This is a genomic window from Cellvibrio mixtus subsp. mixtus J3-8, assembly GCF_000766945.1.
GTDB classification, from domain to species: Bacteria; Pseudomonadota; Gammaproteobacteria; order Pseudomonadales; family Cellvibrionaceae; genus Cellvibrio; species Cellvibrio mixtus_A.
Map to the genome: position 1 here is coordinate 458,946 of NZ_KN266207.1, position 21,878 is coordinate 480,823.

A 21,878-nucleotide genomic window follows, 5' to 3' on the forward strand; every position below is an offset into this window, starting at 1 on the left:
TGATGGAGTGGCGCATCCTTGCGCAGTCCTTGAATAGCGGTTAAATGCTCCCTTTTGGTATTCCTTTAAAATTGTAATCTCATACCCACATAAACCGAACGCGGTTCACCCGCTTGTAGAATGGCGGCGTTTGGCGCAGCGCGATCACGTACGCTAAATAGAGAGACATATTCTTTATCAGTGAGGTTGCGAACTTCTCCGAATACTTCCCAATCTGCATGAGTAAAACCAGTGCGTAGCCCTAACAGTATGTAGGAATCAACGGTGTAGGTATTACTGAAATCAGCGTAGCGTTCGTCAATAATGTCAAACGTTGGGCCGGCGAAAAAACCGTTGCTGTTGCGATACAAAATTTCACCTTTGAGTGCATAACCTGGTGCTGCTGGCAATTCGTTATTTCCGTAATGTGAATCATCGTCAAAAGAAAATTCATTTATCGTTACGCTTAATAAAGGCTCTATACGATGATTGTTATTTGCATCTAATGAAAAACTTGCTCCCAATAGCGATTCAATACCTGCGTGAATAGTATCGTCCACATTAGTGGAAAGACTGGTGCCCGGAGCAGTCGGATTATCTATCGAAAGAATTTCATCCTGCAATTGCGCGTAATAAATTGAAAACTCCCAATGCAATTTATTGTGTGTACCCAGTGGTCTTTTCCCTCTTGCACCTATTTCAATTACGCTGCCATGCATTGCATCCAGCGCTTTGTTGTCAGGGCTTGAATCATCCTCTAGTTCGTAATTGGTTGGTGCTTCGTAAAGGCGGCTGACATTCGCAAATGCCTCGTTGTTTGATTTGAATTGATAGATGACACCGGCGCGGGGATTGATGCTGTCATAGTCCGCTCCGGGGTTATAAAGTGTTCCATCTGCAACGGTAATATTTTTTACTTCACGTCCTGCAGAAACTGCTTGTACACCGTAGATTAATTTCCATCGCGGGGCGATTTGCCAGCGATCTACCAAAAATATTTCCAGGCTATCTGCATTATTCTTTACGTGCGTCGTCATATTTTTACGGCGGCCAGCTTCATGGCTGTAATTGCCTCCATCAACGGTTGTTTCACCATAATTAATACCTGCAAGTAAATCGTGATCATTTACATGCAGGTTGTAGCGCAATGACGTGCCGGCATTTTTTTGTTCGGTGTTGATTAGCAAACTGAAAAATGGACTGTAAACAATCGGATGATAGAGGGTTTGGTCTTCATAGGAAAAACCTACTGATAAGCTACTATTTTCATTGATATCAAAAATTGTTTTATTTGCAGCTCGCCAGGTTTCTACATTGTATTGATAGTGCCCAATAACAGCAGCAGGTTGAGCCTGATAAGGGTTTTCATCGAACTGTTCTGCTGTCAATGCACCCGGTAATTCCTGATCATTATCAAGATAAGTGAAATAGAAGCGGGTTTTCACTACGTCATCAAATTGCCAACCGGCATTTGCATAAACACCTTTGCGTTCCTGTTGATGGTGATCACGAAATCCATCCCATTCTTTACTCTCAATGGTGATTAATCCATCGAACGCACCAGCCACCAAACCAGTGGTAACGCGGCCTTGTAATTGACCATGGCTACCATCATTGAGGAAAATTTGTGGTTCAGTGTCGCGCGCAGTAGGCGTAGTAAAATCAATAGCGCCGCCAAGTGTGCTGGCACCGTAAGTCAATGCATTGGCACCCTGTGCGATAGTTGCATAACGTGCGCCCAGCGGGTCCATGATGCGATTATGGTTATTGCCATCAGCAGCAGTTACAGGTAGTCCATCCTGTAATAATTTAATGCCGTTCCCATCATAATTTGTAGCATCGAGATTTGAGCCGCGGCTCGAGAAAAATGTGGAGTCTCCCGTTGATCCACTCGCTGTCCAGATACCGGGGACATAACGCAACATATCGCCTAGGTTTGCGATATTTCGTTGATACAGATCTGCACTGTCAATGACTGTCACGTTGCCGGGAGTAAGCGCCTGTTCGGCTTGAAGCGCTGCTTTAATTTGTTCACCAATTACCAGCACGGTTTCTAACCGGTCATCGGCGGCGACTGGATTTGTATTGGCAAACGTAGCAAGGGGACAATATAAAACAAGGGGCACAACAATATGTTTGCGCTTGGATGAGTGCACGATAGTATCCTTCAGATTGAATTGTAGAATTTTATGGCGCAGAAGCCTACTACATACACCCATACACAAGGATGTGACAAAAGGTCGCAGGGCGCGTTGTTAAATTACCAGTAATTTTTACGGAGCTTGTGTGAATACACGTGTTCAATTAAAACTGAAAATGGGAAAAAATTGTTGCTTCCCCTTGTGTGTAACAGTCGCATTACTTGCAAAATGCAATAGGCCTTGATAGTTTTTAAAATTATGGCAATAAAAACAGAGGTGAGTCATTCATCTCTGTTTTTATTTTCCCATTTTTTTTAATGAGAATTGTATGATGTTAAAACATATTCCTGCTGAAATTGTTGAGCAAGTTGACCATGCGCTTGTTGTGCTTGATCGGCATCTGGGCAACAGGCTGCAAGCAATCCATTTATTTGGCTCTGCACTTGATGGAGGATTAAAACCACATAGCGATATTGATTTGCTAGTCACAGTCACGGTTCCCCTTGAGGACGGGGTACGGCGCGCATTAATGCTTGATCTATTAAATGTTTCTGTTCCGCCGGGAAGTAAGCTATGGCGGCCACTGGAAGTTACTGTGATTGCAATTAATGAAATAATTCCATGGCGTTATCCGGCAAAGCGTGAATTGCAATTTGGAGAGTGGTTGCGTGAAGATCTTTTGCGAGGAATTTTTGAGCCGGCACTTGTAGATCATGATCTGGCGATAATCCTCACCAAGACAACGCATAATAGTATTGCGTTGCGTGGGCTATCGGCGGAGTTATTATTCCCGTCGATACCGGAGCAAGATTTTATTGCTGCACTCGCGGATACCATCGCATTATGGAATTCACCGGAAGATTGGGACGGAGACGAGCGTAATATTGTGCTTGCGCTTGCACGTATTTGGTTCAGTGCATCTACCGGAAAAATTGCATCCAAAGATGTTGCAGCCGAATGGATCTTGAAACAATTGCCTGAAGAACATCAAGTAGTGGTGAAAGAGGCGAGGGACGCGTATCTGGGGGTTAACACCGACATTATTTCTGACTACCCCGGCAAGCTCGCCGCATTTATTTTTTATGCTAAAACGATAATCGGAAAATTACTGCGCGTGGAACCATATTATCCCTCGGGTTGTTGATAGTGCCCCGGATGAACCTTTGGATTTTTAGGATGGTGAATTCCTGTCACCCGAATATCTGTTATCCGTGCATCGGATTTTTCAACAGATTTACGAACCAGTGTTTCTGCTTCCTCGTCTGATAGGGTGTCATTGTTGGAATAGTGTTCAATTGTTTTCGGTTCGTTATCAACAATGAAACTAATAAGAAATCGATATTGGTCTGCCATAATTAACTCCAGTTTTGTTGCTTCCATGTTAGAGGCTGGGATACGGCGAACGTTCACATTTACTTTTAACAAAGCCTGATTGTTGTGGGCGTCTATAGTCGGTAATCTGGCCTATCTTTATATCCGTGGAAATATATGAATGTTGATTTTCAAAAATAGCAGATATAAAACCTTCACAGTAATTGGTTTTGGAGCATAGATTTATGGTGTTATCTCCTTTGGTATATGCGATGTTTTTCCATGTGTGTTGGGCAGTATTTCTTTATTCTCTTTTGACAATTGTACGCGCTCCAGTGATTTGGGGGCTCGATACCAAATCGGGCAAAATTGCCAAGCAGCGAATTTTGGAACCTCGTATCAGTGCTAATTTATCCAATCAATTTGAATGGCCATTGCTGTTTTATACGTGCTGCATTTTGATCATCATAAGTGGAGCAGCAAGGGATGATGTGCAACTTGGATTGGCCTGGGTTTTTGTTATCGGGCGAGTCATCCACAGCGGAGTTCAGATTCTTACAAGCAACATCCGCTTGCGCGGAGCAGTGTTTACAATCAATTTCCTGGCTGTCTTTGCGATGTGGGTGAGGTTGGTTTTGGGAGTTTAAAGCGTAGTATTGCTTGTTTGAAAATATATCAAGCAGCTTTCTTATATCGAGCCATAATAAGTGCATTGAATAAGGGAGAGCGTACACCTCCAAAATCTCCGTTGGATGATCGAAGTAAATTTATTATTGAAATGTCCTATACGGTGATATTGGCGTGGCCGTTAGTTAAAAACGGCCACGGATATTTTATTTTTTGCGTTATTTAGAATTTATGAATTACACCTGGAAATAACTAATCCTTTTCTGAAGTTCAGTTGCATAGGTGGAGAGTTGTTTACTGGATGCCTCCACTTGATTGACTGTCACGGTGGTTTGGGCGGTGAATTGATTAATGTTGATAATATTGCGATTCACTTCTTCAGCTACCATGGTTTGTTCTTCTGTCGCTGTAGCAATTTGGATATTCATGTTATTAATTTCCGACACGGATGTGCTGATTTCGCCCAGTGCATGCCGAATTTTTTCCGCATAAGATACGGTGCTCTGCGAGTTCCCCAGGCTTTTGTCGATAACCTGCACGGCGTTGGTAACGCCTGCTTGCAAACGGCCAATCATCTCCTGGATTTCCTGGGTGGATGTGTGGGTTTTACTCGCCAGGGTACGAACTTCATCAGCAACCACCGCGAACCCACGGCCTTGTTCTCCAGCGCGCGCAGCTTCAATGGCGGCGTTAAGTGCAAGTAAATTGGTTTGCTCCGCAATACTCCGGATCACCTCCAGAATTTTTCCAATTTCGGCGCTATCTGTTTTTAAGCGCGTAATAACTGCAGCAGCTTCTCTAACGTCGTTGGTCAAATTAATAATTGAGGTGAGGGAGTTTTCCACTAATTGTGTTCCCTCATTAACTTGCTTGTCAGCAGAGAGGCTACTTTGTGCTGCTCCTTGCGCATTGCGCGCGACTTCAGCAATGGTTGCAGTCATTTCATTCATGGCCGTCGCAACCTGTTCAATTTGTTGATGTTGAGTGTCCAGATCTGAAAGGGTTTTTTCACTTCCCTTTTTTAATTGCTCAGCTGTTAATTTAAGGTGATCGCTAACGTGGTTAACATTCAGGATAACGCTGTGCAGCTTTTCCGCCATCTTGTTGGTTTCTCGCGCTACGCTACCTTCTTTTGCGGATATTTCATTGACCCGTGATGATAAATCACCATCGGCAATGGCTTTAACCGCTACTGCTAAATCTGATGGCTCGGTTCCTAATTTTGACAGTTGCGAAATAATCGTTGATCCAACAAAAAAGCTGGCAATACTGGCAAGGATCGCTGTCAATATACCAACCGTGCTTAGCAATGAAATATGTTCATAGCGGGCGGAAGAGCTGTTATGTTCGCTATCAACAATATCAAGTTGCAAATTAATAAGTTGCGTAATTTTATTACTGATGGGATCTATCGTTTTATAGAGCTCGCCATCAAAGTTATCCAGCTCGCCCGGAATTAAGCCTTTTTTGCCCTGCAAAACGGTGCGCAGCTCCTGGATACTTTTATTGGCGGCTTGAAAAAGTTGTTTTGCTTCATTTGCCAGTTTTTCTTCCGGGGGGATCAGGTGAGTGGCTATGTAGGCCTGCCATTTTTTCTCGATAAGTTGACTTGCTGTATCTACTTCAGTCAGTGCATCTTCAGCAGTTGTTAAACCGGCGTTGGTTTTATTAACCAGATCGATGATTGAAACGGCATAAGCATCTGCGATTACCTTCAAATCGCGCAGCGGAATCACCCTATCTTTATAAATAGTTTCAAGGCTGGCGTGCTGGGCTCTGAATGTCATCCATCCCATGGAACTCATCAATAATAAAAACAGGCACAATACTACTAATATGGCGATTAATTTATGCGAAATTTTCATGATTTATCCGTGGTCAATAGAATAAGTTGGGCTGTGGAATTGTGCGGGTATAAAAACAGTTAATAAAAAATAAATCCGGGTTGTCGTTTGAAATCCCGGTGCATTTTGTTGATCGTCCTTGCAATTGGGTGTTCCCGAAGAATTCCTGAACCTGCTTTTAGGTAATCTTAAGACTACCGGGTGTGAAATGTCGAGGGAAAGTAATATCGAGCTTTCATGTAAGGATTCGTTAAAACATTAAACGTCATGGTTTCTAACACCTAGAATGATTTTTTAGCCATACCAAAATAAAAAATCAAATCCGGGGTTATTATGCAGTGGCGTTTTACTTTCATCCGCTATTTTACTGTCGTTACTATCATGGCTGGCGTGCTTGCAGGTTGCGGGCAATATGTACATAACACCCGCACGTTTCAATCCGGTGCGGATTGGCCCTGGTATCATGGCAATCCCCATGGGACTCACTATTCAACCCTGGACCAAATTAACAACGATAATGTTAACAATTTGAAAGTCGCCTGGACTTTTGATTCGGGCGATGCATTTGGTGAAGGCGGTAATCAATCCGATATGCAAAGTAACCCGCTCATTATCCGCGGGTCTTTTTATTTTGTTTCCCCCAAAGGGCGGTTATTTTGTTTGAACGCCGCGACTGGTGAAAAGAAATGGGTGTTTGATCCGGCATTTGGCGAGGCGATAAATACCAGACAGCGACTGCGCGGGGTTTCCTATTGGCGCGATGGTGATGATGAGCGCATCCTGTTCACGTTTCGCGGTTTATTGATGGCAGTTGATGCAAAAACTGGCGCATTAATAAAAACTTTTGGTCGCAATGGTTCGGTGGATTTGCGCGAGGGATTAGGGCGTGAGCCTGATAGTGTCAATGTTGGAAATGTTTCACCGGGTGTCGTGTACAAAAATTTTATTGTAATGGGCTCAACGGGTAATACGCCCGGTCACATTCGTGCGTACGATGTTCGCACTGGTGAGCAAAAATGGATTTTCCATACTATTCCCCACCCTGGGGAATTTGGTTATGAAACCTGGCCTAAAGATGCCTGGAAAACTGCGAAAGGTGCAAATGCCTGGTCTGGCCTTACGCTTGATCCTGAGCGTGGTTTAGTGTTTGTACCTCTTGCTTCTGCAGGAATGGGCGATAAAGATTTTTATGGCGGCGATCGCACAGGCGATAATCTTTTCGGAACATCCCTTGTCGCACTTGATGCTAACACTGGCAAACGTGTATGGCACTTCCAATTAGTAAAACACGATTTATGGGATAGGGATCCCCCAACTCCACCGACGCTCATTACAGTAGATCGCAACGGGAAAAAAATTCCTGCTGTAGCGCAAACAACAAAAGCGGGCGTGATTTATATTCTCGATCGCACGACGGGAGAATCGCTGTTCCCATTAACCCGCTTAACCCCACCGGCTTCAGATATTCCTGGCGAATTTTCGGCAGAATCGCAAACACTCCCATTATTACCCAAACCATTTGCTCGCCAATATTTGACGGAAAATTTGCTGACTACACGTACTCCTGAAGCACATGCGAATGCAAAAAAAATATTCTCCGGTTTGCGTTCGCGCGGGCCTTTTGATCCACCATCAATTCAGGGAACAATTTTATTTCCCGGTATGGATGGTGGAGCGGAGTGGGGTGGCGCAGCTTATGATCCTGATAGCGGAATGTTGTACGTGAATGCCAACGAAATGGCCTGGATTTTAAAAGTGAAAGAGCGCCCACCTGTGCTTGCTGGTAATAGTGGAGAAGCGTTGTATATGAATCATTGCTCTATTTGCCATGGCGTTGAACGCAAAGGTAGCCCACCGGAATTCCCACCACTCATTGGTGTGAATGAACGATTGGGAGAAACGCAATTACTTCGCCAAATTATAAAGGGTAACGGCAGGATGCCAGGTTTTGGCAAGCTGCTATCTACAGCTGATGTCGAGGCAATCATTGGCTATTTAAATGAAGATCCCGCACAGGCATTGAAAAAAGACACACCTTATTATCCATCGACTGATGGTGACCCTTATGTGTTTGGCGGCTACACCCGGTTTCTGGATAGAGAAGGTTATCCGGCCATAACTCCGCCCTGGGGGACGCTAAGCGCAATTAATATAAATTCAGGTGAAATTGTATGGACACAACCTTTTGGTGAATATCCTGAATTAGCCGCGCAGGGAATTACCAATACCGGTAGCGAAAATTATGGCGGTGCTGTCGTTACCAAAGGTGGATTATTATTTATCGCTGCAACGATATACGACAATCAATTTCGGGCATTTGATAAAAGTAACGGTAAATTGTTATGGCAAACCAGATTGCCCGCAGCAGGAATTGCAACGCCGGCAACCTACTCAGTCAATGGAAAGCAATTTATTTCTATTGGTGCGGGTGGTGGAAAAAATCCAAAGGGCCGGCCTGGTGGCAGCATAGTTACTTTTAGCCTTCCATAACCAACGACTTGTATCATAACGACAAAGCCCTGCAATTGCCGGGCTTTTTTATTTGGTGTTTATTGTTCTTTATTCCTGTTTTGCAATTTTTATGTTGAGTCAATAACCAGAAAGTTGTGCACGTTATTGTCATAAAAAGTAAAGATCGGTTGACCGCATGGATAACCCATTTGACGCAAGCTAACCTTCAATAATGGTTTTGAGGAAAACCATGCACTACTTCCGCAATAAAAAAATAGAGAGCAACCATGACCCATTCCGTAAATCGCCGTGCATTAATGCGCGGCGCTGTCGCTAGTGCTTTGGGGCTGTCCAGCCTTTCCGCGCTTGGGGCAGGACTCGCTTCCCCCACTGCTACATCAACCACTGCTTTATCCGCTGCGTTGAAGGGCAATATTCACCACTCGGTGGCCCGTTGGACTTTTGGTTTCCTGTCAATTGACGAATTGTGCTTGCTGGTGCGGCGGCTCGGGTTTTCGGCGATTGATCTGGTCGGCCCTAATGATTGGCATATTCTCAAGCAGCACGGTGTAAATTCCTCCATGTGCAACGGTGCTGAATTGAATCTGGAAGATGGTTGGGGGGATGCAAAATTCCATAAACCGTTAATTGAGCGCTACCAAAAACATATCGATCTGGTGAGCGATGCCGGCTATAAAAACCTGATTTGTTTTAGCGGCAATAAACGCGGGAAAGATCCAGAGGAGGGCTTAAAAAACGCAACCAAAGGATTGAAAAAAATTCTCGCGCAAGCAGAAAAACGCGGTGTAATTTTGCAAATGGAATTATTCAACAGCAAGGTTGATCACCCGGATTATTTTGCGGATAACTCCGCATGGGGTATTGAGTTATGCAAGCGCCTCGACTCACCCAATTTTAAATTGCTCTACGACATCTACCACATGCAAATCAGTGAAGGCGATATTATTCGCACCATTCAAAATAATCATCAGTATTTTGGTCATTATCACACAGCGGGCGTTCCCGGCCGCAACGAAATTGATGATACCCAGGAGCTTTATTACCCCGCGATTGTTCGCGCAATCCAGGCAACCGGTTTCAAAGGATATGTTGCGCAAGAATTTATGCCCAGGCGCGCAACGGACAAAGAAAAAATTGAATCATTGCAAGCGGCCATCCGCATTTGCGACGTTTAATATCCTATCAAGAAGTGCGTTTACCCAGAGGTACTGCTATGTCTACTACACAACACTTCGATGCCATTGTTGTTGGCTCCGGTATTAGCGGCGGTTGGGCCGCAAAAGAATTAACAGAAAAAGGTTTGAAAGTTTTATTACTTGAACGCGGGCGTAATATTGAACACATTAAAGATTATGTGAATGCATCCAAAGACCCATGGGATTATCCACATCGCGGCCGTCCTACACAGGAAATGAAACGCAATCACCCGGTGTTGCAACGGGACTTTGTATTGAATGAAGAAACCAATGGGATGTGGGCCAACGAACAGGAAAGCCCCTACGTTGAAAAGAAGCGCTTTGATTGGTATCGCGGCTATCACGTGGGGGGGCGCTCGTTGTTATGGGGTCGCCAAAGTTATCGATTAAGCCAGCGGGATTTTGAAGCTAACTTGCGCGAAGGTATTGCCATTGATTGGCCCATTCGTTACCAGGATATTGCGCCCTGGTATGACTATGTAGAAACCTTTGCTGGAATTTCCGGTACTGTCGAAGGCCTGGACCATTTGCCCGATGGAAAATTTTTACCGCCTATCGAATTAAATTGTGTTGAAAAAGATGTTGCGGCACGCATTAAAAAAGCTTACGGCGGAAAACGTTTAATGATTAACAGCCGCACCGCTAACATCACACAACCCAAACCGGAACAGGGCAGGGTAAACTGCCAGTATCGCAATAAATGTTGGTTGGGTTGTCCGTTCGGTGCTTACTTCAGTACCCAATCATCTACGCTGCCGGCGGCGATGAAAACCGGCAATTTAACCTTGCGCCCATTTTCAATTGTGAGCCAGGTGTTGTATGACAAAGATAATAAACGCGCGCGCGGTGTAGAAGTAATTGATGCAGAAACCAATCAAACTTACGAATTCACCGCAAACATTATTTTCCTTAATGCATCCAGTTTTAATTCCACCTGGATTTTGATGAATTCCGCTACCGATATTTGGCCTGGCGGTTTAGGGAGCAGTAGTGGGGAGTTGGGTCACAACGTGATGGACCATCACTTCCGTGTCGGTGCTGGTGGTGTAGTGGAAGGCTTTGAAGATAAGTACTACTACGGCCGTCGTCCTGCCGGTTTTTATATTCCGCGCTTCCGTAATCTTGATGACACGCCACGCAATTATGTGCGTGGCTTTGGTTATCAAGGGGGCGCCAGTCGTGAAGATTGGAACAGGAGTGTGGCTGAAATGGGTATTGGTGCAGATTTTAAAAATGCACTTGCCGAACCGGGTGCCTGGACTATCGGTATGACCGCGTTTGGTGAGATGTTACCCCATCACGACAACCGTATTTATCTCGATCACACGGTCAAAGACAAATGGGGTTTGCCGGTGTTGGCAATGGATGTTGAAATTCGCGAGAACGAAAAGGCGATGCGCAAAGATATGTTGCAGGATGCGATTGATATATTTGAAGCTGCGGGGGTAAAAAATGTGAGCGGTGGCGATTGGGGATATTCACCCGGCATGGGTATTCATGAAATGGGTACGGCGCGAATGGGGCGCGATCCAAAAACCTCGGTACTGAATGCATTTAATCAGGTGTGGGATGCACCCAATGTATTTGTTACCGACGGTGCGTGCATGACTTCGGCATCGTGTGTAAATCCATCGCTTACTTATATGGCGTTAACTGCGCGCGCTGTAGACCATGCGGTAAAAGAATTGAGAAAGGGGAACCTGAAATGAATCGCCGCGAATTATTAAAACTGATTGCTGCCACCACCGGCACAGCAATGATTGGTGGTAGTGGATTGCTAACGGGTTGCGCCACGTCATCAACACAAACTGCACTCACGTTTTCGCCGGACGATATTGTATTGCTGGACGAAATTGCAGAAACCATTTTGCCTCGCACCCAAACACCGGGTGCAAAAGATGCAAAAGTCGGCCAGTTTATGACTGTGTATGTGAATGATTGCTACACCCGGGAAGAACAGGCAACATTTCACAAAGGTTTATTGTTATTAGAAGAGCGCTGCCATAAGACCTACGGGCATGGTTTTATGGCGTTGCAGCCAGCTGAGCGTGAAGAATTTGTTAGTCACCTGGATAAGCATGCAAAAGCAGAAATCGCTGCCGGTAAAATGCATTACTTCACCATGATCAAACAATTAACGCTGTTTGGTTTTTTCACCTCGGAAGTTGGTGGCACGCAAGTATTGCGTCATGTCGCCATTCCCGGACGATTTGACGGCGAGTTACCCTATAAGCCGGGTGATCGCGCCTGGGCTACAAGGTAGATTGGAGCGGGCTACAAAATTATCTTTAATCTGCTGGTAATGCGCTTTAATATCCGTAGTTAATTTACTGCCAAATGAATTAACTATTCAATGAATTAACTATTCAATGAATTAACTACGGATACAGCTCCTATGAATTGGCTGGCCCACGCATATTTATCCAAACCGAATATAGAGTTTCGGGTGGGTAATATATTGCCTGATCTGGTTTCAATCACTGAGTTAAAAAACTTTTCCCCTCCCTATCAGGAAGGCATTGCTTGCCATAAGGCCATCGATGTTTTTACTGACTCTCACCCCATCGTCAAAAACAGTATAAAACGCATGCCAGCCCACTATAAGCGGTATGGTGGAATACTGACTGATGTGTTTTATGATCATTTCCTTGCAAAAAACTGGAAGCTGTATTCCGCGTTGAGTTTGAATGAATTTTCACGGCATTTTTATCGTGACCTGGATTTTATAGAGCGGGAAATACCGGCAGATATCCTCTACAAATTCAAAAGGATTTTTGAGCACAATATTTTTGAAACCTACCAGGATATTTCCGGTATTCATGTAGCGTTACAACGAATTGATTTGCGCTTGCGGAAGCCGGCCAACCTGGGCAGCGCAACGTTCATACTGGAAGAATATTACGATCTTTATGACGCGGAGTTCACCAGGTTCTTTGCCGGATTGCAAAGGCACATAGAACCTTATATAAAAAAGCCCTGATAGCCATGGGTTCAGTCGTTGGAGGTGTTCTCTATGAGTTCGCAAACCAGTAATTTCTCTGATAATAAACCAATCCTTTTCAACCTAACGCCAATAGAGCATGTTACTAACATTTGAAATAACCACCCATTTGGGTGGGGAAAAGTTGATAACGTTGTGTAATATTAATGATCCTGGAAGATCGTTAACATCTGGCTAAATCAGCAACAGAATAAAATTTATTATATTGAAGGAGTCTTTTATGGCGAAATATATTGTATTGGCGCACGGGGTTCTGGGGTTTAGTTCTGTTGATGTTGGTGGAATTGATTTAGCTATTTTTAAAGTTGGTAAATTTAATCTGTTGAATTATTTTAACGGTGTGAAGTCGAGCCTGGAAGGTGCTAACAATTATAAGGTTGTTGCTCCCGCTGTGGCACCTGTTGGATCAATAGATACCCGCGCCCTATCTTTTTATGAAAAATTACATGCGTTCATAATTGAAAACAATGTACCCGAAAAATCAATAGCCATTTTTGCCCATAGCATGGGCGGCCTGGATGCAAGGCAAGCGCTCCTTTTAAGGGATCAGGATTTGGTTAAATATGTTAAATGCCTTGTTACGATTGGTACACCTCATCTTGGTTCTCCTGTTGCCAAGCTATTGAACGATGAGAATTTTATTACCAGTTCGCTATACAAAAAAGCATTGGCTGTTTTCGGTGATTCTATTGGTGCCCTTAAGGATTTGACTCCCGAGTTTTGCAAGGATTTTGATAAAAAAACAAAAAACGCAGGCGATGTTGAATATTATTCAATTGCGGGCGTTATTGATAAGGCAAAGGATAGAAACAATTATTCGCTATTCTTTAACGAGCTGGGAGAAAAAATACATGAACCGAATGATGGTGTTGTTGCTGTTAGTTCGGCTACCAAAAATAAAGAAGATGGGTGGAATCATTTAGGTAACTGGGATGTTGACCATGCAGGTTTGGTAGGTTGGTTTGGAATTGAATCGATACTTAACTTCAGAACCTTAAAAAAGGCCCACATTAAAAGATATAACGATCTGGCAAGAAAAGTATTGCCATTAGATTGAAGTACCCAGGCATGGCCCGGGTATTTTTATGCGATCTCAAGCAGTTTTCCAAAACTTACCAGATAAAGCGCCGTTTTAATCGGTAATGTTTCGGTTGCTGTGATTAATTTTTTATACCGTAGCAGCTGCCTTTTATAAGTTTCCAGCTCCCGTGCAAAAAAATCCTCTATCGTTTGGCCTGCTTCCGGTTCACTGCTTTTGTAGTCCACAATCCAGCGGATTCCATCGGCGATAAAAGTCCGGTCAATAATGGATTCTTTCACATCTTGTTGATCCCGTTGCATTAGCGATAGTTCGCAGGCACTTTGTTGGTGGTTACTATTAAGAAGCCAGCGGCCCGTTTCGCTATTGAGTGTGTTGGTGATTACTGCTGCGATTTTTTGCAGGGCATGGTTTAAATGTTCACCATTCCAGCCGAGCTGCTGCAATTGGACCTTCCAGAAAGGCGTTTGCTGGTTGATAAAGGTTGTTGCCTGGATGTGTTCGGTTGTGGTGACTAATTTGTTTTCCACGAGTGCTTGCAGGGCTGAGTGAATCACTGTCCCCGTATGGCGTGCAAGGCGTGCGGCAGTGGTTTCCAGGTCAGGGAGGTTGAGTGGATTTTCTTGTGGGTCTGGGCTGCCACCTTCACCTGTATCCAAATTATATTCATGACCGCGATAGTTTTTTAATAGTGTTATTTCTTGCAATTCAGGTAATTGCCATTGCGGAGGTAAACGCAAAATATGCTGCAAGCCCGGTTGTGTCGTATTGATTGAATCTTGCCGCTCGGCTGTTGTGGATGCAATGGTATCGCTGATAGAAATAATTGCCTGTGGTTTTACCAGCGGCCAGATACTATGCAGCAAGGAATTTTTTGCCGGCGCTTGCAGCTCTTCCTCTTTGGTGTTTATGCACGCAATTAAATGTAATTGTTTAATCGCACGTGTGCAGCCAACGTAGAGCAGGCGAGTAGATTCAAACGCTTGTTGTTTTTCGTGCTCGCGACGCATAAAGGTATAAAGGCTATCCTCTTCTTTACCCGTAGGTGCGAGTGAACCGAGTAACAATTGTTTCTCGCCCTGATGGTTAATCCGTTCTTGCCAGAGCAATAATTGTTTGTCGTCTTTGCGCGCGCTACGGTCCAGGCCGGGAATAATCACCGTATCAAATTCCAGGCCTTTGGATTTGTGGATAGTCATTACTTGCAAACGTGCATCGGCATCAGCTCTGGGGGCCGCGAATAAACGTTCAATGGCTTGATGGAATACTTGCCAATCGCCAATGCTTCCACCTTGTTGGTGTTTATCCAGTAGCGCAAAAAAACTCTGGATATTATCGCGATCATTTTCATCCAGTAATGTGGCAGGCCCTCCCAGCGCCAGCCATATTCCTTCGATCCATTGCCGTAGCGGTTTGCGATAACGCTCCGCCAGTGTTTGTTGCAATAACGGAACAACACGCTTGAGTATTTGCTGGCCGGTATTGCTAATGCCGGGGATTTTTGCGTAATGCTGTATTTGTGGCCAGATAACACCAAAAGCAGTTTCATGTACGCGCGGATTTAATTCATTTAGTGGTGTAATGGTGAGGTGATGCAAATCATGGTTATCCAATCCACACCAGGGGGCCCGCAATACAGCGAGCCATGCAATGCGATCTGCCGGATTGAGCAAGGCGCGTGTCAGCGATAATAAATCCATAATTACCATACGGCTGGCAAGGCGATCAATTTCCGTGGCTTGATAACTTAATCCGGCTGCGCTTAACGCTGGCAGGATTTTTTGTAAATGGGTGCGAGTGCGCACCAATATGGCGATGCTGCCATCCGGATTTTGCGTGCGTGCTTGTTGCACTAACGCAACGACTTTTTCTGCTTCCTGCCACTGGGCATCCTGCCGCGGGTTTGCATAGCGGGAAAAATTTTCATCCTCTTCATCATCATTTTTTTCAGATGAATAGCTGCTGATATGAAATTGCACCGCATCGCCGTATAACTCACGATCAAGCTCAGGTTTAAATGCGACAGAAGGGGAATAACTTACGGCACCGCGACTGATATCATCCTGTGCGGGAAATGCATGTTGGAAAATAGTATTTACCCAATTTACGACACCAGCTTGGGAGCGGAAGTTTACGCGCAGATCCAACGCTTCTAATGCGACAGAACCTATGCCTTGCTGGCGTGCATCCAGGAATAATCCCACGTTGGCATTGCGGAAACCGTAACAGCTCTGCATGCCATCGCCCACAATAAAAAGTGTACGCCCATCGTCTGCTTGCCAACCGTTGGTTAATTTTCGCAACAGTTCCAGTTGCGGACTGGCAGTATCCTGGAACTCATCCACTAAAATATGGCGAATGCGATAGTCCAGTTGTAACGCCAAATCGCTCGGTGAATCTTCATCGCCCAATGCAATTAATGCTGCCTGGCTAATGGCGGTGTAATCAGTTGCACTGAGCTGTTTAAAGACCAATGTAAGTTGCGCGGCGAGAATGGGCAGGATGCTGGTGAGGCTATCCAGTAACTGCCATTGGTGTTCCGCATAGCGGGGCAAGGGCAGGGAGCGAATTTCTTGCAGCAATTGTTCGGCATTGGGCGAGGTATCCATAATCGCAGCGATTAAATTGCTAAAGCGATTTTTTAGCTCTGCATTTTCTTTTCCAGCGGGAAAGCCTTCGGCTTTGGTCAAGCGTGCGCGATAGGTGCCACTATTGGTTAGCAGTAAATCTGCGATTGCCAGCCACTCCGGAATTGCTTCAGGTTCTGTTGCAGGTAAACCGTCCAGGCCAAGCAATTCATGAATGCGATTTTTACGTTCACTTTCCTGTTGTAAATTATTGGCAGCACTGTCGGCAATGCTACTGATTTCGCTGCTGTGTAATAACAATGCTGCTTCAACTAATTCCAGGTGCTCGCGAATAACTGATTGCAATACATTTTCCAGGTAGCGGCGTGCATCTTCATGGCGTGCTTGCAGTAACACACTTAGCCATTGCTCGCGTTTGGCGAGCAGGCTGGTTAATAAATTTTCTACTGCACCGAGGTTATTATCCATATGGCGCAACAAGCGAATTAAATCGTCGCGAAAGGGCGAATCCTGTTCGAGTAATTTAAATAATTCGCGCACGGCCAGGCGATAAGCCTGGTCTGCATCCTCGAGCGTATCCGGTTGAGCACCTATACCACTGGCAAGTGGCAATTGTTTGGTGATGGAGCGGCAAAGGCTATCGATAGTTTGTACACGTAAACGCTGTGGGCTTTGTAATAAATTCCATTGCAGTTCGCGGTCGCGTTCCAATACTTTTTGTGCGAGCTGCCAGGTGCGCACAGCATGAGGGTCTTGCGGTTGTGGCTGCTCGGCAGCTTGCCAGAGTGCGTGGATGATCCGGTCCTGCATTTCACCTGCAGCTTTGCGTGTAAACGTAATCGCCAGGATTTCTTCCGGCTGTTCGCAATAAGCAAGTAGCGTCAGTACCCGTTGCGTAAGCAAACCGGTTTTACCGGAACCGGCAGGTGCTGATACCGCAAATGATTTGTGTGGATTTAATGCATCGAAGCGAACCTGTTGGTCTATGGGTTGATTCTCTGCTATTGCCGGCGAGCTGCCCACGGATGAATCAAAATCAAAACTTGATTGCGACATTATTTTGCTCCTCCGTTAGCGCGCAGGAAATTTTCTAGGGCATCCTGTTCCAGCAAGCGGTTGAGCGGTAATAAGTCTTCTGCATACTGGGCTGTTGTTGCATTTTTCATATCCACACGGGCATCGCCATGAATAAATGCCTGGGCCAGTTGTTGTAAATCCTGATACCAGATATCGATTTGTTCCTGCCAACTGATTTTCCCGGTGTCAATTCCGGGGTGCTGGATTTGCAACTCACCGGTACCAAGCCATTTCATTGCCTTTGCATTAATTTGCGCAAAACTGATAGCCGCTACTGGATTGCTGGCGGTAACGGCATAGAGGGGCAATTGCGGTTCGTCCATGCGATTGCCTTGCCAGCTTTTAATGCCGGGTTGACCGGTTTTGTAATCGATCAAAATTAATTCGCCGCTGTGTTCAAGCTCATCAATGCGATCAATACGTAATTTCAAGGGTAATCCGGCAAAGGTAATTTCAACGTCCTGTTCAATTGCAACAACGCTAAAAGCCGGGCGCATTTTTTCCAGCGCGAGCCACTCCAGAATTAAGTGGTGCAAACGCTCTTGTTCGAGTTGCGCATATACAACACCAATGCTGGTACCGCGTTTTTGTTTAATGCTATCGACAGTCGCCTGTGTAATAGCATTCACCAGGGTGATTAGAGAAACCTCATCCATTGCTAATAAATTCGCCTGGGTTTTTATTTCGCGCCAAATAATTGCCAAGGCATCATGCAATAAATTTCCGCGTTCAATGGGTGAAAAGCCCGAAACAGGGTCATCAATGCGTGTTGCGCCCAACCGTAAACGCGCAAACGCGTTAAATGGACAAGCGGCTTGTTCTTTAAATAAGTTTGCACCACCGCGCACGGGTTCATGTGCGATATTTAATTCCGGTGCCTGGGCTGTGCTAACCATTTGTAACGATTGCCGGGCTGCTATTTGCTGATAGTTTTGACTGCTGGCGGTCTGTTCATTGGCAATTAATCGGGTAACCGGTGTTAATGGCCAGCCACGAATTAATGCGCTGGGGCTGAGTTCGCTATCGTCATCGCTGTGTGCCGAACTGAATATCACCAGGGGCGCGCATTGGCGATAGTGTGCGGTGAGCGCACGCGCAAATTCCAATTCGCGTTCCGCGCTGGCATGGGGCATTTTGTGTGTGCGCTGTAAATTGGTTGGTAATAATGGATTGGGTGCAGGAACCGGCGGCCATTGGCGATGGTGTAAACCCATTACCCAACAATGGCTGAATTGCAAACCGGCACCTTCCAGTGCACCGAGGATTTGAATCGGAGAGTGCGGAGTTTGTGCCTGGAACGGCGTTTTGCCGGCGATGGTACGCAGTTGCTGAACCGCGGCGAGGTATGAAAATTGGACGCCGGTGTTATCGAGCTGCACAAAATTTTCCAGCAAACTATTCCATTGGCTGAGCTGCTGGTGCTCCTGGCTATCCAACCGGCGTGTGCCCGGCCAGCCCAGTAAATGTAAATGCAGTTGAAAAAAATCACTCCAGTATTGCGCAGTGTGATTGCCGTAGGTTTGGCGCCGGTAATTTTCCAATTGATTCAAGCGGCTGCTTAAACTGTCATCACTTTCAGTGATATTTAATTGTTCAGAAATTTTTTTACAGTGGTAACGAATATCACTCAGGCTAACTGTAAATTTTCCCAGCTTGCGCAAGGTGGTAATTAAGTGGGTGCGCAATACCAATTCATCATCGGCCTTGCCAAAAAAAGGCGATAACAATAACTGGCAAATGGATTCCAGGTCCCAGCTGGATTTTTGCAACTCCAGTAAATCCAGGGTTGCAACAATAATGGGTGTGGTACCTAGTGGTGTACCGGCGGAAAAGTTAAAGGGCAGGGTGTAGCGCGGCTGATCAGGTAATAAGGCAAGTGGTTCAAATACTTCCACAAAAATACGTTCCACCTGGTCGCGACATTGACCGAGGTTGGGCACGATAATCCCGATCATCGCTTCGGGATTTTGCTCCAGCTGGTTTTTGCTCCACAGGGCTGCAGTGCGAATCTCCTGTTCACTGGTATTGGTTTCAGTGCGCAATAGTTTTGCCGAATGATTTTCGGTTTTAATGGTATTTAATTGCTGGCAGGCGCTGTTGATCAAATCCTGGTGTAGCGGGGGAATATCATCGAAACCAGTGAGATGGATAATGCCTTCCTGCGGAATTAAAAATTCTTTAAACGCTTCCACCACAATGGCGATGGCATTTTCCCGGGTAATGAAACCTGACGATGCGAGCGTCGCACGAAACTCACCTAACCAGGTGAGCCAGCAATAACTGTTACTGGCTACATTTAATTGTGGCTCGGCAACGCGTACATCTTCATCTGTTAGTTGCCAAAGTTCCAGGTTGCGCAAAGCACTATCAGCAGCTTGTGCTAATGGTTCCGCCTGCAACAGTGCGGCAGCCAGGGATGATTGGCTGATAATTTTTTCCCACAAACATTGGCGTTGCAGGTTATTAATAATTTGCTGTGCTGCCGGTGTATAAGCGCGGCGTTGCAATTGTGACCAGTTCAGTTCGATCCATTGGCTCAGTGAATAAATGCGCGGGCTTGCCCACACGTTTTGTTCGTGCTGTTTACCATAGGCGCGCAACATATGGTTGCGCAGCCGGTTGTTGGCAGTGATGATTAATTCGCCATTGCGGATAGCGTGCAGGTAGGGGGTTATGTCGAAATAAGTATCAACCATAATGATTTTTAATTGCAGGGAATTGGTTGGGCATTATGCCTTAAATCCCTCTCCGGTATTTCACTCCTCCCCTGATGTTAAGCCCTATTGTATGCGCCCTGAACGCGATGGACAGTTGTTGTCGATGCAACACTTTTTTGGTTATAAGCCGCTGTATAAGTGATTGTTTGATAAAGACTTTACACCCCTTGTGGCTTGTTTGGGCAAAGGAAACATGCTAATTTTCCGCTCCATAATAAGCGACACCAGAATTTCATCGGTAAGGACGCGGATACCCGCGGCACCCAGGGTCAATACAAACAGGTGAGTGTTTCATCAGCGCATCTTTTAGCATTATTGCGTCGTGCAGCTATGATTCCCTTTGTATTCAATAACTATAAGCAAGTGACCTTATGAACCAGCAAACGATTCCCCAGCAATCTGTTGGTGTTGGTAATTACCGGTGGACCATTTGTGGTCTGTTGTTTTTTGCCACTACTGTTAACTATCTTGATCGTCAGGTTTTAAGCCTGTTGTCCCCTGAGCTGATGCACCTTTACAGCTGGAACAACAACGATTACGGCAATATCACTGCGCTCTTCACTTTCGTTTACGCGATCTCAATGATCTTTGCAGGTCGTTTTATCGATAAATTCGGCACCAAGAATGGCTATATCATCGCCATTGCAATTTGGTCTTTTGGTGCGGCAATCCATGCATTTGCTTACGAAATGGGGGCCGGCTTTTATACCCTGTTGAGCTGGGTTGGTTTGGCGGATATCGATCAAACCAACGGCACAGTGAATGGTGCGGCGGCCATTACTGTTTATTCAGTAGCCGGTTTCATGATCGCCCGTGCGGTATTGGCTTTTGGTGAGGCGGGCAACTTCCCGGCTGCAATCAAAGCGACGGCGGAATATTTCCCCAAGAAAGAGCGCTCCTTTGCAACAGGCATTTTTAACTCCGGTGCAAATGTGGGGGCGATCCTGGCTCCATTGACCGTGCCTGTGATTGGCGTGATTTGGGGCTGGCAATGGGCATTTATTATTGTGGGGATTATCGGTTTTGCGTGGATTGCTTTCTGGTGGATTTGGTACGACAAGCCCAGCGAACAAAAACGCCTGAGCGATTCCGAGCGCGCTTATATCAACTCCGATGTGGAAGCGGTTGAAGCGGTTGATGATGGCGTGAAAACGTCCTGGTTCACTTTGCTGAGTTACAAACAAACCTGGGCATTTGCCTTTGGTAAGTTTATGACGGATGGCGTCTGGTGGTTCTTCCTGTTCTGGTTGCCTATTTACCTGAGTGCCCAGCACGGTATGGAAAAAACCGAAATTGCGTTGCCGATTGCACTTATCTATACCTTGACAATGTTCGGCAGCATCGGCGGCGGTGCTTTCCCGGGCTATTTCATCAAGAAAGGCATGGATGTATTTAATGCGCGTCGCAGAGCAATGTTTGTGATTGCACTGGTGCCATTAGTGGTGTTGCTGGCACAGCCTTTGGGGCACATTTCTGTCTGGATTCCAATTTTGTTGATCGCGTTGGGCGCTTCTGCCCACCAGGCATGGTCAGCGAATATTTTTACCACGGTGTCTGATATGTTTCCCAAAAAGGCAGTGGGCTCGGTAGTGGGTATCGGTGGTTTTGCCGGGGGTATGGGTGGTGTACTGCTCAATAAATTGGGTGGTGGATTATTCGACCATTTTGAAAAAGCCGGTAATGTCGCAATGGGTTACACGATTATGTTTGCTATTTGTGCAACTGCCTATTTAATCGCCTGGTTCGTGATGCGTTTATTGGTACCTAAATACAAACCGATTACTGATCTTTAATCCGTATCGGATTACTTGTCAAAAAACCGCCGCCAGTGAAATGGTGGCGGTTTTTTTATGTGGATGTGTTTGCTTTCCCGCTGTTTTGATAAA

The 21,878-nt window shown here is 45.5% G+C and carries 14 protein-coding genes; 9 read left to right on the forward strand and 5 right to left on the reverse strand.

Going from position 1 to position 21,878, the window contains the following annotated elements; translation table 11 throughout:
- Window positions 1-65 precede the first annotated feature (65 nt).
- Window positions 66-2,135: a TonB-dependent receptor family protein gene (locus tag A596_RS06975; protein ID WP_039913412.1), complete on the reverse strand. Its 2,070-nt coding sequence runs from the start codon at window positions 2,133-2,135 to the stop codon at window positions 66-68.
- A 316-nt stretch (window positions 2,136-2,451) separates the two neighbouring features.
- On the opposite strand from A596_RS06975, the gene A596_RS06980 reads away from it, so the two are divergent.
- The gene (locus A596_RS06980) at window positions 2,452-3,264 is read left to right on the forward strand and encodes an AadA family aminoglycoside 3''-O-nucleotidyltransferase (RefSeq protein ID WP_039914398.1); all 813 of its coding nucleotides are present in this window, start codon (window positions 2,452-2,454) and stop codon (window positions 3,262-3,264) included.
- Here A596_RS06980 and A596_RS06985 read toward each other — a convergent pair.
- Window positions 3,246-3,473 (reverse strand): hypothetical protein, encoded by a 228-nt coding sequence (locus A596_RS06985; protein WP_039913413.1) that lies wholly within the window; start codon window positions 3,471-3,473, stop codon window positions 3,246-3,248. The genes A596_RS06980 and A596_RS06985 overlap by 19 nt on opposite strands.
- 230 nt (window positions 3,474-3,703) lie before the next feature.
- On the opposite strand from A596_RS06985, the gene A596_RS06990 reads away from it, so the two are divergent.
- Window positions 3,704-4,078 carry an MAPEG family protein gene (locus tag A596_RS06990; RefSeq protein WP_152600121.1) on the forward strand — a complete coding sequence of 125 codons (375 nt, stop codon included), beginning with the start codon at window positions 3,704-3,706 and terminating at the stop codon, window positions 4,076-4,078.
- Window positions 4,079-4,294: 216 nt separating this feature from the next.
- Here A596_RS06990 and A596_RS06995 read toward each other — a convergent pair whose 3' ends face one another.
- Window positions 4,295-5,923 carry a methyl-accepting chemotaxis protein gene (locus tag A596_RS06995; RefSeq protein WP_039913415.1) on the reverse strand — a complete coding sequence of 543 codons (1,629 nt, stop codon included), beginning with the start codon at window positions 5,921-5,923 and terminating at the stop codon, window positions 4,295-4,297.
- A gap of 312 nt (window positions 5,924-6,235) precedes the next feature.
- Between A596_RS06995 and A596_RS07000 the strand changes: the two genes are divergently transcribed.
- The 6 genes from A596_RS07000 (at window position 6,236) to A596_RS07025 (ending at window position 13,628) form a co-directional block, all read left to right on the forward strand.
- Window positions 6,236-8,392, forward strand: coding sequence for an outer membrane protein assembly factor BamB family protein (locus A596_RS07000; RefSeq protein WP_200882882.1), 2,157 nt, complete (start codon window positions 6,236-6,238; stop codon window positions 8,390-8,392).
- Window positions 8,393-8,640: 248 nt separating this feature from the next.
- Window positions 8,641-9,549, forward strand: coding sequence for a hydroxypyruvate isomerase family protein (locus tag A596_RS07005; RefSeq protein ID WP_039913416.1), 909 nt, complete (start codon window positions 8,641-8,643; stop codon window positions 9,547-9,549).
- Window positions 9,550-9,587: 38 nt separating this feature from the next.
- Entirely contained in the window at window positions 9,588-11,279 is a 1,692-nt protein-coding gene (locus tag A596_RS07010; RefSeq protein ID WP_039913417.1) for a GMC oxidoreductase, read from the forward strand.
- Window positions 11,276-11,833 (forward strand): gluconate 2-dehydrogenase subunit 3 family protein, encoded by a 558-nt coding sequence (locus A596_RS07015; RefSeq protein WP_039913418.1) that lies wholly within the window; start codon window positions 11,276-11,278, stop codon window positions 11,831-11,833. Before A596_RS07010 ends, A596_RS07015 begins: the two co-directional genes overlap by 4 nt.
- A gap of 132 nt (window positions 11,834-11,965) precedes the next feature.
- Window positions 11,966-12,550, forward strand: a complete 585-nt coding sequence (locus A596_RS07020; RefSeq protein ID WP_039913419.1) for an acyl carrier protein phosphodiesterase — start codon at window positions 11,966-11,968, stop codon at window positions 12,548-12,550.
- Window positions 12,551-12,791: 241 nt separating this feature from the next.
- Entirely contained in the window at window positions 12,792-13,628 is an 837-nt protein-coding gene (locus A596_RS07025) for a lipase family alpha/beta hydrolase (RefSeq protein ID WP_039913420.1), read from the forward strand.
- A 26-nt stretch (window positions 13,629-13,654) separates the two neighbouring features.
- Here A596_RS07025 and A596_RS07030 read toward each other — a convergent pair whose 3' ends face one another.
- Both A596_RS07030 and A596_RS07035 read right to left on the reverse strand, forming a co-directional pair.
- The gene (locus A596_RS07030) at window positions 13,655-17,254 is read right to left on the reverse strand and encodes a UvrD-helicase domain-containing protein (protein ID WP_084128117.1); all 3,600 of its coding nucleotides are present in this window, start codon (window positions 17,252-17,254) and stop codon (window positions 13,655-13,657) included.
- Complete coding sequence (locus A596_RS07035; protein ID WP_039913421.1) at window positions 17,254-19,971, reverse strand: PD-(D/E)XK nuclease family protein; 2,718 nt, start codon at window positions 19,969-19,971, stop codon at window positions 17,254-17,256. Before A596_RS07035 ends, A596_RS07030 begins: the two co-directional genes overlap by 1 nt.
- Before the next feature lie 392 nt (window positions 19,972-20,363).
- Between A596_RS07035 and A596_RS07040 the strand changes: the two genes are divergently transcribed.
- Window positions 20,364-21,785 carry an MFS transporter gene (locus tag A596_RS07040; protein ID WP_039913422.1) on the forward strand — a complete coding sequence of 474 codons (1,422 nt, stop codon included), beginning with the start codon at window positions 20,364-20,366 and terminating at the stop codon, window positions 21,783-21,785.
- Window positions 21,786-21,878: the final 93 nt, after the last annotated feature.

Coding starts and splice junctions, on each gene's coding strand:
- A596_RS07005 (WP_039913416.1), top strand. CDS start 8,641: ATGACCCATTCCGTAAATCGCCGTGCATTAATGCGCGGCGCTGTCGCT.
- A596_RS07030 (WP_084128117.1), bottom strand. CDS start 17,254: ATGTCGCAATCAAGTTTTGATTTTGATTCATCCGTGGGCAGCTCGCCG.
- A596_RS07015 (WP_039913418.1), top strand. CDS start 11,276: ATGAATCGCCGCGAATTATTAAAACTGATTGCTGCCACCACCGGCACA.
- A596_RS06985 (WP_039913413.1), bottom strand. CDS start 3,473: ATGGCAGACCAATATCGATTTCTTATTAGTTTCATTGTTGATAACGAA.
- A596_RS07010 (WP_039913417.1), top strand. CDS start 9,588: ATGTCTACTACACAACACTTCGATGCCATTGTTGTTGGCTCCGGTATT.
- A596_RS06980 (WP_039914398.1), top strand. CDS start 2,452: ATGTTAAAACATATTCCTGCTGAAATTGTTGAGCAAGTTGACCATGCG.
- A596_RS07020 (WP_039913419.1), top strand. CDS start 11,966: ATGAATTGGCTGGCCCACGCATATTTATCCAAACCGAATATAGAGTTT.
- A596_RS07025 (WP_039913420.1), top strand. CDS start 12,792: ATGGCGAAATATATTGTATTGGCGCACGGGGTTCTGGGGTTTAGTTCT.
- A596_RS06990 (WP_152600121.1), top strand. CDS start 3,704: ATGTTTTTCCATGTGTGTTGGGCAGTATTTCTTTATTCTCTTTTGACA.
- A596_RS07040 (WP_039913422.1), top strand. CDS start 20,364: ATGAACCAGCAAACGATTCCCCAGCAATCTGTTGGTGTTGGTAATTAC.
- A596_RS07035 (WP_039913421.1), bottom strand. CDS start 19,971: ATGGTTGATACTTATTTCGACATAACCCCCTACCTGCACGCTATCCGC.
- A596_RS07000 (WP_200882882.1), top strand. CDS start 6,236: ATGCAGTGGCGTTTTACTTTCATCCGCTATTTTACTGTCGTTACTATC.
- A596_RS06995 (WP_039913415.1), bottom strand. CDS start 5,923: ATGAAAATTTCGCATAAATTAATCGCCATATTAGTAGTATTGTGCCTG.